We start from the raw sequence: 14257 nt of genomic DNA on the forward strand, positions 1-14257 counted from the left end.
TGGCCAGGGCCTGAGATGGGGTGGTGCTTCTGGATTGATCGCGGTGGCACCTTCACCGATCTGATCGGTCGCGATTCAGAAGGCCAGCTGCACGTGCGCAAGGTGCTCTCGGAGCAGGCCGGTGCTGGAGACCCTGCGGTGTCGGCCATGAAAGAGATGTTGGCGTCGGCTTCACCGCCCGTGGATCTGGGGGACGTCGACGACGTGCGTCTCGGCACCACCGTGGCCACCAATGCGCTGCTGGAGGGGGCTGGCGCTCCTTTGTTGTTGCTCACCAACGCCGGGCTGAGGGATCAGCTGTGGATCGGCGATCAACATCGCGACGATCTGTTCGCGCTTGAGCAGCCCCAGCGCCCCTTCCTGGCGCAAACGGTGCTGGAGCTGACCGGTCGGCTCGATGCTCGGGGTGAGGAGGTGGAGCCCCTGGTGCTGGATCAGCCGCTGCGGCGGCGGCTTGAGGAGCTGCGCCGTTCCGGCCTGGACGTCGCCGTGGTGGCGTTGTTGCATGCCCAGCGCAACCCATCCCATGAGCAGCGCTGTGCTGCATTGCTGCGGGAACTTAGCTTTCGCACCGTGGTTTGTTCCCACCAGGTGAGTGTGATGCCCCGCCTGGTGCCGCGGGGGCAGACGGCCTTGGTGGAGGGGGCCGTGCATCCGGTGCTGGATGGCTACCTGCAACAGGTGCAAGGGGCGTTGGGTGCCGCCACGCCCCTGCGGGTGATGACCTCCAGTGGAGCGTTGCAGGCTCCAGACAGGCTGCAGGCCAAAGACACCATCCTTTCGGGGCCGGCGGCGGGGATGGTTGGGGCGATCGCCGCGGCGCGGATGGCCGGCTTTGACGGGGTGCCGGTGCTGGGATTCGACATGGGGGGCACGTCGACGGATGTGTTCTGTGTGGCTTGCGCCGATGTGCAGGCTTTGCGGCAAGTGAAGGAGCAGACCGAGATCGCTGGCCTGCAGTTGCTGGCCCCACGCCTGCCGATTGAAACCGTGGCGGCCGGAGGCGGATCGGTGCTGGAGCTCGAGGGAGAGCGGTTGCGGGTGGGCCCCCGCTCCGCCGGAGCGCAACCGGGCCCGGCCTGTTATCGCGCCGGCGGACCGCTCACCATCACCGACGCCAACCTGCTGCTGGGGCGTCTGCAGGTGGACCGCTTCCCGGCGGTGTTCGGCCCGTCTGGGGATCTACCACCGGATGTGGAGGTGGTGCGGCATCGCTTCGCCGAGCTAGCGGCAGCGCTGGGGCAGACCCCGGAGCGGGTGGCATCCGGGGCGTTGCAACTGGCGGTGGAAACCATGGCCGCTGCGATCCGCAGGGTGTCGCTGCATCGCGGTGAGGACATTCGCGGCGGGGTGTTGGTGGCCTACGGGGGGGCTGGTGGTCAGCACGCCTGTCGCCTGGCTGATGAACTGGGGCTGAACACAGTGCTGTTGCATCCCATGGCCGGCGTTCTCTCCGCTTTTGGCATGGGTCAGGCCCGCCAGCGCTGCCGGCGGCAGGTGCATCTCGGCGCTGCTCTCTCTCCTGAACTGTTGGCGGCCCTGCCGGATCAGGTGAAGCGGCTGATGGGAGAAGCGCAGGAGACCTTGCGTCGCCAGGGGGATCGCGCTGATGCCGAGGAGGGGGAGCCGGAGGTCTGGGTCAGCCTGGCCCTGCGTTATCCCTCTGCTGAGCAAACCCTGGTGCTCACCTGGTTCGACGAGCAAGGCGTTGATGCCGTGATCTCGGCCTTCCAGGCGAGCCATCAGCAACGCTACGGCTACTGCATTGATGCCGATCAGGCCCTGATCGTTGAACAGCTCAATGTTGAGGTCACAGCTCCCCAACAGTTCGATGCCACAACCGCAGCTAAAGCAACAGCCGCAGCTGAGAAGGCCGAACCAACACCAGAGATGCAGCCATCGCTGCAGGTGTCGATGCACCTGGAGTTGAGCGGCTGGACGCAGGTGCCGTTGCTGAACCGCAGTGCCCTGCGGCTGAATCAGCGGATTGCAGGCCCGGCCCTGATCGCCGAAGCCACGGGCTGCACGGTGCTGGAGCCGGGCTGGCAGGCCCGGGTGGCGGAGGGGGGCACGCTGTTGCTGGAGCGCTCGCATCCCGCAGAAGGATCACCGGAGCTGGCCCAGGCCGGTACCCACGATCCGCTGCAGGCGGAACTGTTTCGCCACCGCTTCATGGCGATCGCTGAACAGATGGGGGAACAGCTGCGGCAGAGCAGTCGCTCCGTGAACATCCGCGAGCGCCTCGATTTCTCCTGCGCGTTGTTTGATGCCACGGGGGGCCTGGTGGCCAATGCCCCCCACATTCCGGTGCACCTCGGATCGATGGGCGACAGCGTTCGCGACCTGCTGGCCCAGGTGGCGACCGGTGATGTGGCGCCGCTGCAGCCCGGCGACACGCTGCTCAGCAACGACCCGTTTCACGGCGGCACCCACCTGCCCGACATCACCGCCATCTCGCCGGTGTTCTGCAACGGGGATCAGCCCAGCTTCTTTGTGGCCAGCCGCGGCCATCACGCCGATGTGGGTGGCATCGCTCCCGGGTCGATGCCGTCCTTCAGTCGGACCATTGCCGATGAGGGCCTGCTGCTGCGCAACCAGCTGTTCGTGTGCCAGGGCCGGGTTCTCGCCGCTGATTTGGAAGCGGTGTGGAGCGGCATGGCGACCCCGCCCCGCAACCCTCCGGAACTGCTGGCCGATCTGCAGGCGCAAGTGGCGGCCAATCAGGCGGGGATTGTGGCGCTGCAATCCCTCGTGGAGCGGGAAGGGCAGACCCTGGTGCAACGGCAGATGACCCTGCTGCAGCAGGACGCAGCCTGCAATGTTCAGCGGCTGCTGTTGCGCCTGACGGACGCCCGGCATCAGTTGGCCCTGGATGACGGCTCTTGTCTGGTGGTGCAGGTGTGCCTTGATCCCAACCGCCAACGGTTGAGTTTGGATTTCAGCGGAACATCACCCCAACGGCCTGGCAATTTCAATGCCCCCCTGGCGGTGACGCGGGCGGCTGTGCTGTACGTGATCCGTTGTCTCCTCGACAGCGATATCCCCTTGAACGAGGGCTGTTTCGCGCCGCTCGATCTGGTGGTGCCGGAGGGCTGTCTGTTGAATCCGCGACCTCCCGCCGCTGTGGTGGCGGGCAACGTGGAGGTGTCTCAGGCCCTCTGCAATCTGCTGTTCGCTGCCTTCGGCGTCCAGGCGGCCGGCCAGGGAACGATGAACAACGTCAGCTTCGGCAATGGCCGCTGCCAGTACTACGAAACGGTGGCCGGTGGTGGCGGCGCTGGGGAGGGCTTTGCTGGATCGGTGGGGCTGCAGTCGCACATGACCAACTCGCGGCTGACGGATCCCGAGGTGCTCGAGAGCCGTTATCCGGTGCGCTTGGAATCCTTCGCGGTGCGCTCCGGCAGTGGCGGTCAGGGCCGATGGCCAGGAGGCGACGGACTGGAGCGCACGATCCGTTTTCTCGAGCCGATGAGTGTGTCGCTGATCAGTGGCTCGCGGCAGGTTGCCCCGTTCGGTCTCAAGGGTGGGGCCAGTGGTGCCTGTGGCGAGAACCTGCGGCTGGATCGTGAGGGGGTGGCCCATCCCCTGCCCGGTGCCGTGCAGTTGGAGCTCCAGGCGGGCGAGGCCATTCGCATGCTCACCCCAGGGGGAGGCGGCATGGGACGTTGAGGGGGGATGCCTTCTGGTGGTGTGATGCCGATGCGATCACAGGGTTGGTGGTTGAGCGTGCTGCTGGGCTGCAGCCTCAACGGGGCTGCTCATGCCAGAAGCCTCGACCAGCAGATGTTCCAGTTGCAGCTGGTGATGGATCAGATCCGTCTGGCCCGTTCCGTGGGGGATCGCGTTGGCGTTTGCGTTGAATCCCGCCGGGCCAACAATCTTGTGCTCGATATTCTTCCGGCCCTGCAATTGCACCGTCCAGGCCTCAATCACGCTGGCTTGCAGGACAGGATTCTTTTGGGATTTGATCAGTGTTGATCGAGCCTTTGATCGATCAACACTGATCGGCTTTGGTGCCGCTGTTTGAAAACCAGCATGACGACCCATTGTCGATCGGCATCTGAGGATTCAATCTGAATGCAGCCAAGCTGATGGCATGGGTTTGCTTCAAACGATCCAGGGACGGTTGCTTCAGTACGACTCACCGTCGCGGCAGTTGCAACAGGCCCATTTCGACGCAGCACGACGTCTGGCCCAGGCTCAATTTCAGCTGGCTGATGCCGAATTAAGCCAACGCCTCTGGCAGGACGTGGCTGATCGTGATCTCGATGTTGATCGGATCTTGAATCTTCTCTACGGCTGCTGGTTCCAGGACGATCCTGCGGAGCTGCGTGCTGCCGACGTTGAGTTTCAGGCGCGCCGCGAGCAGGAGTTGATCCCCGGGGTGTTCGAACACTGCTGAGGATTGTTGGCCGTGGGGATGGTTGTGCTGAACTGACGGATCTGTTGGTGACGGCGTGCTGTTGATCCCTGAGATCCAGCCATGAACATCGTTGTTCTCAACCGTTCCGATTGGCTGGATGAACGGAGGGTTCGTCTTGTGGATCGTCGGGCGAATCACATCCGTTCGGTGCTTAGAGCTGCGGTGGGCGACAGCATCCGAGTTGGTGAGCTGAATGGCGATCTGGGCCAGGGCCGCATCTGTGCCCTGGATGCAGATGCCGTGGTGCTGGAGGTGGACCTCAACCAGCCACCGCCGCCTCGCCATCGGTTTGACATTGTTCTTGCCTTGCCGAGGCCAAAGGTGCTGCGCCGTCTGTTCCGCACCGTGGCCGAATACGGCGTGGCCAACCTTCACCTGATCAACTGCGCCCGGGTTGAAAAGAGCTATTGGCAGTCGCCTTTGCTCGCACCCGAAAAGGTGCACGATGCGCTGCTTGCGGGGATGGAGCGCGCCAGCGACACGGTGGCGCCCCGGGTGCATCATCACAGGCGCTTTCGACCCTTTGTCGAAGACCAGCTCAAAGATCTCTGTGCCGGACGGCCCTGCTGGATGGCCCAGATGGGGGCCTCCCTTCCCTTGCGCGACACCCCAGCGGGGGCGGCTGTGGTGATGGTGGGGCCGGAGGGCGGTTTTGTGCCGTTTGAATTGGAGTTGGCCCAGGCGGTGATCGCGCAGCCCGTGCATCTGGGATCGCGCACCTTGAGCGTGGACACGGCCCTCACCACCGCTCTGGCCCAGGGATGATGGTGGTGCGTGTGTTGCTTCAACGGCGACGGCAATGAACGATCTGGCTGGCTTGCAAGCTCTTGTGGAGGACGTTGGGTCCGGCAACGTCATCGATGCCGAACTGCTCGATGGGTGTCCGGTGGAAGCCCACGAACTCGATGAAATGGATGCGTCACAGGCCGCGCAGGTCGCCGCCCATTGCTTCGGCCTGCTCTTTGATCACAAGGTGGAGCAGCTGGAGGGAATCGAGGCGGATCTCTATGCGGGCCTGTGGACCGGCACCGTTGATGGCTTTGGATTTCAGATCAGCCGTGACGACGTTGGCGATCTGGTGCTCGATTTCTCGAGTCAGTCGGCGTGACGGTTGATGAGCTGCGCAGCGACCTGACGGCCCGGCTTGGTGAGCAGGTGGAGCAGGTGTTCACCCGGGATGGAGCCCCTGTTGACGACATCACCGAGCTCTATCAGCCCTCTCCAGCGGGTTTTGGCGGCCAGCTGCGACTGAAACGCAGCGGCCGCTGTCTGGCCTGGGAGCTCTGGCTGGAAGACGGTGATCGCTGGAATTTCCACACCACCGACCTTGCCGATGCACCGCCAAAGGCCGAATGATTGTTGGTCAGGCGCGACGGCCAAGCGCCGGTAGGGTGGTGTGCTGGTTTCAGTGGGGAACAGCCGCTGAAGGAAACGGGGAAAGAGCAGTGAAAATCTGCCGCTGTCCCGCAGCTGTGAAACGTCGGCCCTCCGCCCACGTCAGTCAGAACGCCCGCCAGATCAAACCGACGAGGATCGACTTTTGAATTCTTTGCCACTGGCCCTGCGCAGGCCGCTGCAGATCGCTGGCCCTTCGCTTCTGGCCGTTCTTCTCCTGGCCAGTCCGGCGTTCGCCCACCACCCCTTTGGCATGGGCGACAGCGCTGCCCTCACCCCCCTGCAGGGATTGCTCAGTGGCATTGGTCACCCGCTGCTGGGTCCTGACCATCTCCTGTTCCTGCTGGCCATCATCTTCATCGGCCTGCAACGTCCCCGCGCCTGGGTGATTCCTCTGCTGGCTGCAGGCCTGGGCGGCAGTGTTCTGTCGCAGTTCATCCCCCTGCCGGATGCCGTGGCTCCCTGGGCGGAGGCCATGGTCTCCCTCAGCCTGGTGGTGGAGGGTTTGATGGCTCTCACCGTGGCCTCCACCCGTTGGTTGCTGCCGCTGGTGGCCTTGCACGGTTTTCTGCTGGGGAGCACCATCGTTGGAGCGGAACCCACCCCGCTGTTCACCTATTTCCTGGGCCTGCTGATTGGCCAAGGCGCACTGCTGCTGGTGGTGAGCAACTGGTCCAAGTCTCTGGTTGAGCGCCTCGGCTCCCAGGGGCAACGGCTTGGCGCCGGCATCTGGATGGGCATCGGCATGGCCTTTGCCTGGGTGGCCCTGATCGACTGATCACGAGCACGCCGTTTCACAGCTTCTGACCCCAGGGATCACCTCTGGGGTTTTTTTATCTCTTCCCAGTCATGACGTTTGTCCAGCAACTGCTGGTGGCGCCCGCCGCCCTTGGTCTGATCGCCCCTTTGGCTGTGGTCAACAGCCCAGCCGCCCAAGCCACCGAGCTGAACATCAACGGCGTTTCTGATTACGCGGCTACTGCCATTGGCAACAGCCTTGATCAGGTCACCAGCGTCACCCAGTTCGCCGACGTTGTCCCCACCGACTGGGCCTATCAGGCTCTGGCCAACCTGGTGGAGACCTACGGCTGCGTCGCCGGCTACCCCAACGGCACCTTCCGTGGCAACCGGGCCATGACCCGCTACGAAGCGGCTGCCCTGCTGAACGCCTGCCTCGACCGGATCATTGAAGTGACCGATGAGCTGCGTCGTCTGCTCAAGGAATTTGAAACCGAGCTGGCCATCCTCAAGGGTCGCGTTGACGGCCTCGAGGCCAGCGTGGGCGAACTGGAAGCCACCCAGTTCTCCACCACCACCAAACTCAAAGGACAAGCCTCCTGGGTGTTCGGAGCCAGCCGCTTCAAAGGGTCCGCATCCCGGCTGCGTTCGGACAGCAATTCCGAGTTCGGCGGAACGGTATTCAATTACGACCTTCAGCTGGGGTTGGCCACCTCCTTCACCGGCAAGGATCAACTGACCACGGTGTTGCGTGGCGGCAACTTCGACGGAGACGGCAACGTTTTCGGCAGTGGTGGTCCGTCGGGTCTGGCCACCCTGGAAACTGCGTTTCAGGAGGGTGATCGCCCCAATCTGGTGGCGATCGACAAGCTCTTCTATTCCTTCCCGTTGGGGGATGAGATCACCATCACCACCGGCCCGATTGTTGGCCAGGAAGACATGCTCGCGATCTGGCCGAGCGTCTATCCCAGTGACCCGATTCTCGATGTGCTCACGGTGAATGGAGCGCCGGGGGGCTACAACAAAAACAAAGGTGCAGGCGTGGGCATCAGCTGGGCTGCGGAAAGTGGAGCCCGCGCGTCGGCCAACTATGTGGCGGCCAATGGTGCATCAAGCGACACCCGTACCGGCGGTTTCGCCACCGACGAGGCGGGAGGCACCGGCACCCTGCAGCTGGGTTGGGAGGGTGACAACTGGGGCGTTGCTGCCCTGTATTCCAAGGTTCAGAACGGTCAAGACCTGATCGTGTATGTCTCGCCCTTCGTCAAGGATCGCTTCAGTGATCGGGGCGTGACTCACGCCTATGCACTGGGTGGTTTCTGGCAGCCATTGGAGAGCGGCTGGCTTCCATCGCTGTCGCTCGGTTGGGGCATCAATCACTCCGACACCCAGCGCGAAGGCCAGGTGAGGACCAGTCAGTCCTGGAGGGCTGGGCTGCAGTGGAACGATGTGTTGATGGCGGGGAACAACGCCGGAATGGCTGTCGGCCAGCCCGTGTTTGCGACCGATCTGCGTGGTGGTGACACCCCTGCTGATGGTCAGTTCATCTGGGAGTGGTGGTATCAGTTCAAAGTGACTGACAACATCAGCGTCACCCCGGCGCTGTTCTATCTGTCGCGTCCGATGGGTGGGTTCACACCGAATGGTTCAACCTTCCAGCAACTGGGCGGCCTGATCAAAACGACATTTGTGTTCTGAGCCGTGAATCAATAGCGACGTCGCGCGGTTGCAATGGATCAACCTCGTGTTGAAGGCCCCGTTGAACGTGGTGGCAGCCCGTCACCACGCCAATGCTTCGGATTCAAGGGGATGCCCAGTTGCTCCGTGCCCTGCTGTTGCAAGCCAACGAGCAGGTGTCGACCGCAGTTGAGAAAAGGTCTCAAATCAGGGGCCTTATTGAGAATGACTTGCAATATCGACAAGAGATCTGTACTGTTGCGAGTAATTCTCAATCGCGATAATCCGTGACCGCGTCCGCCTACCGCTTCTTGCCGGACAATCCGATTGCTCCTTTGAGCATGCCCCGCTCGCAGACGGTGCTGATTGATCCATCCGGGCGTGATCAGGCCACGGTTCTTGAGGTGATTGAAGGGGTGTGCCGCGTGTATTGCCCCTGCGAAGAAACGGAGGGAATGACCCTGGCGTTTTTGCAGTCTGGCGATCGCCTGCGCACCGATCGTCTCTGCAGTGATGGCGTGTGTATCGAGGCCCTTACAGCCTTGAAATTTCGGCGTGATGCTGTCTCAACGGATGAGCTGGGTCTTGATGCAGTGAACGAATGGACATTGCAGCTTCTGAGAGTCCGCCATCTCGGTCAGGCAGAGCAGCGTCTTCATGCTCTTTTGGCCCTTTTGGTGAACCGTCTAGGCGTCCGTTGCAGCGATTGTTATCAGCTCCCTTTCCGTCTCACTCATGATCGCTTTGGTGAGCTGATTGGTGCTACACGGGTAACCACAACACGTCTCCTCTCCAAATGGCGTCAAGCGGGTTTGGTGGCTATGGCATCTGGAGATGTCAGCATGCGAATTTCACCTGAGCTCATCGATTCTTCACCACTCCAATTCTGAAAGTTGTGAATTCGCTCGGTTTACTTGGTGACCTTTGCAGCGAAGTTGATTGGATTTGGCGGCGTATGCAATGTGCCACTCGATCAATTCAACGATGCCAGGATCAGGGATTAGTAGAACGGCTTCTTGCGGAGATATCTTTCTACCACTACCGATGTTTGTCGATAAAATCTATATTGCCGGAAATTAATTGCTATTCAAAGCCGCATTCGATTCAAAGGCTATTGCTTGAAGAAATGCTCCGAAGGTGTTTTAATACTATTCAAATGACATGTTGGATGCGCTGAATAAAGTTAGAAAGTATTTGTGGTCTTGTATGTCATTCGAATTTCTTTCGTTTAATCTCTTCTATCCTTGAAGAGACGCAGGCTTGTTATTTCCTTGATCAAGCTCATTGTCGATGAGTAATAAAGCTGCAGCTTGATTATCTGCAAACTTCACGCGTCCAAGAAGGTGCGCGAACTCATGTTCTGACTGGGTTTGCATTTCCACTATCGGGTCGAGAAACACTGTGGTACGCGTATCGTTCACTCTCTCTGCCATGGAATACAGCTGTTGCAACGAAGCTGTGACATCAACCTCCATTTGAAATGCTGTTGCCATCACATCTGCAGGAGATGCCCAGCTCTGCAGGGGGGCTTCGACCACTTGTAGTACAACGCTTTGCCCTCGAGCAATGATGTATTCCGCGAATTTTGCAGCATGTACATGCTCGCTGTTGGATTCGTCTCGGAAGAATCGGGAAAATCCTCTCAACTCCCGTTCAGCAAACCAGATTGCAGCAGCGAAATAGGAGGCATGGGCTTGCCTCTCCATGTTGAGGTGGGCTTGGACTGCGTTCAGAAGATCAGGGTCAATTGCTTCTGCAATTGCACGACCTGATGGTCCGCAGGTAATCGAAGAAAAGGGGCTTGAATTGGATGTTGAAAGCACTTTTTGCCCGCTGATATTTAAACGATACATACCGGTGAATTGAAATGCACTCTTGGCGTGTCATTTGCACCAAGTTAAATGAGACTCATTATCAATAACCAGTCGATCTTAGAACTTTCTCCTGTAAATAACTTGAAAGTTGCTTTTAACGCCAGCCAGCCTGCGCCATCACTTGAACCGCTTTCTTCTGGTTGGCACCGATCGCGCTGATGGAGACGTTGTCTGGGATGAATCGTCCGTACTGTTTCAGTACGCTTGAGGAGCCCTGACTTTTCAGAGGATATTCGTGGGTTGGTCCAGCAAGCGTCTGGCTCCCCTTCGGAGATGAGAGAAATTCAATCAACTTCAGCGCTTCCCGTTTGTTTTGGGCTGAGGTGGCAATGCCCGCCGCACTGATGTTCACGTGTGCTGGATTGGGCATGATCAATTTCACATTCTTTGCTAGCTCCTGATCACCCTTGCCATTGTCTCCGGCTTGCATGCGTGCCAGGTAGTAGTGATTCACAACGCCAACGCCACATTTGCCCTGGCCAACGGCACGAATGAGGGATGTATCTCCGGAGAAGAAGGGCTGCTTGACATTGCCCACCATTGACCTGACCCAGACTGTTGCTCCGGCTTGACCCTTTAAGACAATTTGGTCAGCAACAAGGGATTGGTTGTAGACATTCTTTCTCTTGCGCAGGCAAAGCTTTCCTTTCAATTCCAGCTTACCGAGATCGTCGTAGCTGTTGATCGTGGAGGGATTAACCAGCTTGGGGTTGATGATGATTGAGCGCACGCGCCTTGTTAGGCCAAACCAGCGGTTGGATGGATCCCGATAGCGCTCGGGAATGTTCGCTTTGAGTGTGTTGCTCTGAACCGGCTGCAGCAATCCTGCAATGGCTGCATCATTGATGCGCGCAGCATCCACCAACAGAATCACGTCTGCTTTGGAGTTGCTTCCCTCTCGCTTGAGTCGTTCCACCAGAGAGATACCGGTGGCTTCAATCAGGCGAACTTTGATTCCTGTTGTTTCACTAAAACGTTTAAAAACCTGTCGGTCAGTGTTGTAGTGGCGACCTGAATAAACACGCACTTCCTGCGCACCAACAGCTGAGCATCCAACCAAGGGAGTGATTAGGCAGAGTCCAGCGAGGACCTTCATCATGGCTTTACTCTTCATCTCACTATCATAGGTCTTGGATGTGATCTCACTGAGTCAGTTTGTGCGATGTTTTCGTATCATTTGGTCAACTGCCTAGGGTGAGGAAAGCTTTTGCCCTCATTGCGGATGGATCATCTTGTGCGTCCACTGCTTTCGCAGGCTGATGTTGGTTCCATTCATCAGCAACTGAGTGCTGCCGACTTGCCTTGGCTGGATGGACGACTCACGGCGGGAGAGCAAGCGGCCTCGGTTAAAAAGAATCATCAACTTGATCCTGAATCCCCTTTAGCAAATCGGGTGGCGAACTTGGTGTCGAAGGCATTGAAAGCAGATCCTTTGATCAAGAGTTTCGCTTTGATCCGCAAGGTGCACAGTGTATTGATTTCCCGCTGTGCACCTGGCGATGGATATGGATGGCATGTGGATAATCCGTTTTCCCGTTATGGCCGGCGCGATCTGTCCTTCACCGTTTTTTTAAGCGAGCCGTCCTCCTATCAAGGGGGAGTTTTGCAATTGCAGACGGGGCAGAATGGTGAGGAATTTCGTTGTTGTGCTGGTGAGGTTGTTGTGTACCCCAGTTCGTTGTTGCATTGCGTTGCTCCAGTAACGCAGGGGACGCGCTATGCCTGTGTCGGCTGGATCGAAAGCTATGTGAAATCCGCTGAGGATCGTTCCTTGCTGTTCAATCTGGCTGCTGGGGCGCGCGGATTGCTGGCCAAACATGGACGTTCGGATGAGCTTGATCTCATTTTTCAGGCCTATACCAACGCCGTGCGGCGGCTCTCGGATTGATGGTGTTTCAAATGATGCGTTGACCTGACTCATTCGTGGCTGCTTGGGCGCTAGCGTTAATCAGAATGATTTTTTGGCGTTGGACCATGGCCAAACCCTCTGCAGTCACTGTGTTTTTAGCTGCTTCATCTCTGCTGTTGGCCTCAGCTGATTTACCGGTAGTGCAGGCCCAAGATGGCGGCGGATTGAAGGAGTGGTCGACGGATCAAGCTGTCGATGACGACAGTGTGATGAACGAAGAGGCTGAGGCTCTTCGCAAAAAAGCTGAACAAGAAGATGTTTGTGTTCCCATTGGTGAGGGTGAGAACTGCTGGTGAATCTGTGATTCAGGTCGTTTGAGGGGCGCTAGCCCCTCTATTTTTTTGCAAGAAAAAGCGCCCCAAAGGGCGCTTGTTTTAGTTCAGAGAAAGATCAGAACTTGAATGTGGTTTTGATAAGACCGCCCAGGCTGTCTGAGCCGTCAACAGATGCATCGCCATCAGCATCCTGGATCCAGAACACAGCGGGCGTCACCGTGATGTTATCGGTGACTTGGAAATCGTAGTAACCCTCGATGGCGAAGTTGGAATCGCCAGGATCACTGTCTCCTTTAACTTCAGTGGCGTAACTGGAGTAAGTGCCAAAGCCGACACCCAGTTTGTTGCCATCGATGAAGGCATCAGTCCAGTTCAGGCCAACCATCCAGCCGATGACTTCTTCCGTTTTGCCATCAGCATCCGCGTCAGAAACGCCGTAATCGAACCCTGCACTAATCGTAGGGATGAAGCCGGACTCCTCAGGGGTCCAGTAGCCGCGAAGTCCGAAAGCGTTCAGAGCTTCGTCGTAGCTGGATGCTGCAGGAGTGGAATACCCCATTGCAGGCTTGGAACCATCCGCACCTTGCTTGTGGGCGTACAAGGCAGAGATGTACCACTTGCGGTTGCCGTAACCGACTTGGCTCAGGAAATAACCGTCGGTTGCTGAACCGAACATTCCAAGTTCAGAATCGGATTTTGCACCTTCGCCACCGTCAGCCACGTAGTTGGCTGCGATGTTGAACGCAGCTTCTCCAGGTCTGCCGTTCTGGCGCCACTGCACACCAGCACCTTGGCCGGTGCTTGCACCCATGACGGCTCCGTATCCACCAAGCTTGAAAGCCTTGAGGATGGGTTTGTATCGGGTCGGTGTCTCCACCATGTAGTAGTTCTCTACCAGAGCACCCACGGTGAATTTGAAGTCACCAACGGGGAAGCTGTACCAGAGCTTGTCCACCTTCAGGGTGTTGTCTCCGGATTTTGCATCACTCAGATAAGAGTTTTTGTTAGTCCAGACGTTGTCCATGTTGCCCGCGCGAAGACGGGTGTACAGGCGATCCTTACCGGTAAAGGATGTGTTGAGATTGAGGGTGTATCGATATGACAGAGAGGTTCCATCGTCCTCGCAATCTCCACCTTCAGCGTTGCACTCGCTTCGGTCGTCATAGGAGACGCCACCGAAGAAGAAGTCCGCTTGACCACGCAGCTTGGTGGTGGTGGAGAACTGAGTGGCTTCCAGTTCGCCAACCTTGGCTTCGAGGCCGTCAACGCGACCCTTGAGGATGGCCAGCTCGGTTTCGAACTCAGTCATGAGGCGACGCAGCTCGTCGGTCACTTCAGTGACGCGGTCGAGGCAAGCGTTCAGCAGGGCAGCCGCTTCGAAGCGGGTCATGGCACGGTTGCCACGGAAGGTGCCGTTGGGGTAACCGGCGACGCAGCCGTAGGTTTCAACCAAACCAGCCAAAGCCTGATAGGCCCAGTCGGTGGGGTAGACGTCGGAGAACTGGGTGACGCTGGTGACCTGATCAGCGGAAGCCGCGTAATCAGAAACGCCGTTGATGTTCAGCTCGGCGGCATTAGCGCCGGTGGCCAGAAGGCCAAGGGCAGCAGGAGCCACCAGCAGTTGCTGGAAAAGCTTCATTGGATTCCTCACACAGGAAAGCCCATACGGGCGACCCCATATTGCGCTTCCGCTGTTTTGCCTGCTACTCGTTTACTTCATTTCAAAGTAGCTTTTTATACGCCTGAGAGTTCTTTTGATTTAGGCCCTTACTGTTTGTTTGTATCTCCTTGAGTACCCGAAATCTTATGCAGAGATTCCTTGACTCTGATCAGATGACTTACGAGCTTGTGTCTTTTGTTGCTTCTCCAGGGTCGTTCTAACCCAGAGATGAGCAGTATTGTTGTTGAAATGAATGTCTAGGATCTTGGCTGATTCTTCCGAAAAGCGTCTTTCGATAAATAAGAA

The 14257-nt window shown here is 58.4% G+C and carries 14 protein-coding genes and 1 riboswitch; of the genes, 11 read left to right on the forward strand and 3 right to left on the reverse strand.

Annotated features, from left to right (window positions below; translation table 11 throughout):
• The first annotated feature begins 15 nt into the window (after positions 1-15).
• The 9 genes from DXY04_RS09435 to DXY04_RS09475 all read left to right on the forward strand — a co-directional run bounded on the left by DXY04_RS09435 (position 16) and on the right by DXY04_RS09475 (position 9123).
• The gene (locus tag DXY04_RS09435) at positions 16-3669 is read left to right on the forward strand and encodes a hydantoinase B/oxoprolinase family protein (RefSeq protein ID WP_115162218.1); all 3654 of its coding nucleotides are present in this window, start codon (positions 16-18) and stop codon (positions 3667-3669) included.
• A gap of 24 nt (positions 3670-3693) precedes the next feature.
• The gene (locus tag DXY04_RS09440; RefSeq protein WP_244278647.1) at positions 3694-3978 is read left to right on the forward strand and encodes a hypothetical protein; all 285 of its coding nucleotides are present in this window, start codon (positions 3694-3696) and stop codon (positions 3976-3978) included.
• 118 nt (positions 3979-4096) lie between these two features.
• The gene (locus tag DXY04_RS09445) at positions 4097-4402 is read left to right on the forward strand and encodes a hypothetical protein (protein WP_115161865.1); all 306 of its coding nucleotides are present in this window, start codon (positions 4097-4099) and stop codon (positions 4400-4402) included.
• Positions 4403-4483: 81 nt separating this feature from the next.
• Positions 4484-5188 carry a 16S rRNA (uracil(1498)-N(3))-methyltransferase gene (locus tag DXY04_RS09450; protein ID WP_115161866.1) on the forward strand — a complete coding sequence of 235 codons (705 nt, stop codon included), beginning with the start codon at positions 4484-4486 and terminating at the stop codon, positions 5186-5188.
• A gap of 34 nt (positions 5189-5222) precedes the next feature.
• Positions 5223-5531, forward strand: coding sequence for a hypothetical protein (locus DXY04_RS09455; protein ID WP_115161867.1), 309 nt, complete (start codon positions 5223-5225; stop codon positions 5529-5531).
• Positions 5528-5779 carry a hypothetical protein gene (locus tag DXY04_RS09460; protein WP_115161868.1) on the forward strand — a complete coding sequence of 84 codons (252 nt, stop codon included), beginning with the start codon at positions 5528-5530 and terminating at the stop codon, positions 5777-5779. The genes DXY04_RS09455 and DXY04_RS09460 overlap by 4 nt, the downstream gene beginning before the upstream one ends.
• 27 nt (positions 5780-5806) lie before the next feature.
• A riboswitch (cobalamin riboswitch) is annotated at positions 5807-5956 on the forward strand.
• A gap of 7 nt (positions 5957-5963) precedes the next feature.
• Entirely contained in the window at positions 5964-6596 is a 633-nt protein-coding gene (locus DXY04_RS09465; RefSeq protein ID WP_115161869.1) for a HupE/UreJ family protein, read from the forward strand.
• A 71-nt stretch (positions 6597-6667) separates the two neighbouring features.
• On the forward strand, positions 6668-8254 hold the full coding sequence (locus DXY04_RS09470; protein ID WP_115161870.1) for an iron uptake porin: 1587 nt from the start codon (positions 6668-6670) through the stop codon (positions 8252-8254).
• A gap of 320 nt (positions 8255-8574) precedes the next feature.
• Positions 8575-9123, forward strand: a complete 549-nt coding sequence (locus DXY04_RS09475) for a Crp/Fnr family transcriptional regulator (RefSeq protein ID WP_115162219.1) — start codon at positions 8575-8577, stop codon at positions 9121-9123.
• Positions 9124-9471: 348 nt separating this feature from the next.
• Here the strand turns inward: DXY04_RS09475 and DXY04_RS09480 are convergent, their stop codons facing one another.
• Both DXY04_RS09480 and DXY04_RS09485 read right to left on the reverse strand, forming a co-directional pair.
• Positions 9472-10086, reverse strand: a complete 615-nt coding sequence (locus DXY04_RS09480; protein WP_371634532.1) for a ferritin — start codon at positions 10084-10086, stop codon at positions 9472-9474.
• 115 nt (positions 10087-10201) lie between these two features.
• Entirely contained in the window at positions 10202-11203 is a 1002-nt protein-coding gene (locus DXY04_RS09485; protein WP_170951420.1) for an extracellular solute-binding protein, read from the reverse strand.
• A gap of 126 nt (positions 11204-11329) precedes the next feature.
• Here DXY04_RS09485 and DXY04_RS09490 point away from each other — a divergent pair, with 126 nt between their 5' ends.
• Together DXY04_RS09490 and DXY04_RS09495 are read left to right on the forward strand one after the other, a co-directional pair.
• The gene (locus tag DXY04_RS09490) at positions 11330-11995 is read left to right on the forward strand and encodes a Fe2+-dependent dioxygenase (protein WP_115161872.1); all 666 of its coding nucleotides are present in this window, start codon (positions 11330-11332) and stop codon (positions 11993-11995) included.
• A gap of 86 nt (positions 11996-12081) precedes the next feature.
• On the forward strand, positions 12082-12312 hold the full coding sequence (locus DXY04_RS09495) for a hypothetical protein (protein WP_115162221.1): 231 nt from the start codon (positions 12082-12084) through the stop codon (positions 12310-12312).
• 94 nt (positions 12313-12406) lie between these two features.
• Here the strand turns inward: DXY04_RS09495 and DXY04_RS09500 are convergent, their stop codons facing one another.
• The gene (locus tag DXY04_RS09500) at positions 12407-13930 is read right to left on the reverse strand and encodes an iron uptake porin (RefSeq protein ID WP_115161873.1); all 1524 of its coding nucleotides are present in this window, start codon (positions 13928-13930) and stop codon (positions 12407-12409) included.
• Positions 13931-14257 lie beyond the last annotated feature (327 nt).

Source organism: Synechococcus sp. UW86 (assembly GCF_900474085.1).
GTDB lineage: Bacteria > Cyanobacteriota > Cyanobacteriia > PCC-6307 > Cyanobiaceae > Parasynechococcus.

Bases quoted from the DNA above. Each gene is read 5' to 3' on its own strand.
- DXY04_RS09455 (WP_115161867.1), top strand. From the start codon at position 5,223: ATGAACGATCTGGCTGGCTTGCAAGCTCTTGTGGAGGACGTTGGGTCC.
- DXY04_RS09485 (WP_170951420.1), bottom strand. From the start codon at position 11,203: ATGAAGGTCCTCGCTGGACTCTGCCTAATCACTCCCTTGGTTGGATGC.
- DXY04_RS09500 (WP_115161873.1), bottom strand. From the start codon at position 13,930: ATGAAGCTTTTCCAGCAACTGCTGGTGGCTCCTGCTGCCCTTGGCCTT.
- DXY04_RS09475 (WP_115162219.1), top strand. From the start codon at position 8,575: ATGCCCCGCTCGCAGACGGTGCTGATTGATCCATCCGGGCGTGATCAG.
- DXY04_RS09490 (WP_115161872.1), top strand. From the start codon at position 11,330: ATGGATCATCTTGTGCGTCCACTGCTTTCGCAGGCTGATGTTGGTTCC.
- DXY04_RS09440 (WP_244278647.1), top strand. From the start codon at position 3,694: ATGCCGATGCGATCACAGGGTTGGTGGTTGAGCGTGCTGCTGGGCTGC.
- DXY04_RS09435 (WP_115162218.1), top strand. From the start codon at position 16: ATGGGGTGGTGCTTCTGGATTGATCGCGGTGGCACCTTCACCGATCTG.
- DXY04_RS09470 (WP_115161870.1), top strand. From the start codon at position 6,668: ATGACGTTTGTCCAGCAACTGCTGGTGGCGCCCGCCGCCCTTGGTCTG.
- DXY04_RS09480 (WP_371634532.1), bottom strand. From the start codon at position 10,086: ATGTATCGTTTAAATATCAGCGGGCAAAAAGTGCTTTCAACATCCAAT.
- DXY04_RS09445 (WP_115161865.1), top strand. From the start codon at position 4,097: ATGGGTTTGCTTCAAACGATCCAGGGACGGTTGCTTCAGTACGACTCA.
- DXY04_RS09495 (WP_115162221.1), top strand. From the start codon at position 12,082: ATGGCCAAACCCTCTGCAGTCACTGTGTTTTTAGCTGCTTCATCTCTG.
- DXY04_RS09450 (WP_115161866.1), top strand. From the start codon at position 4,484: ATGAACATCGTTGTTCTCAACCGTTCCGATTGGCTGGATGAACGGAGG.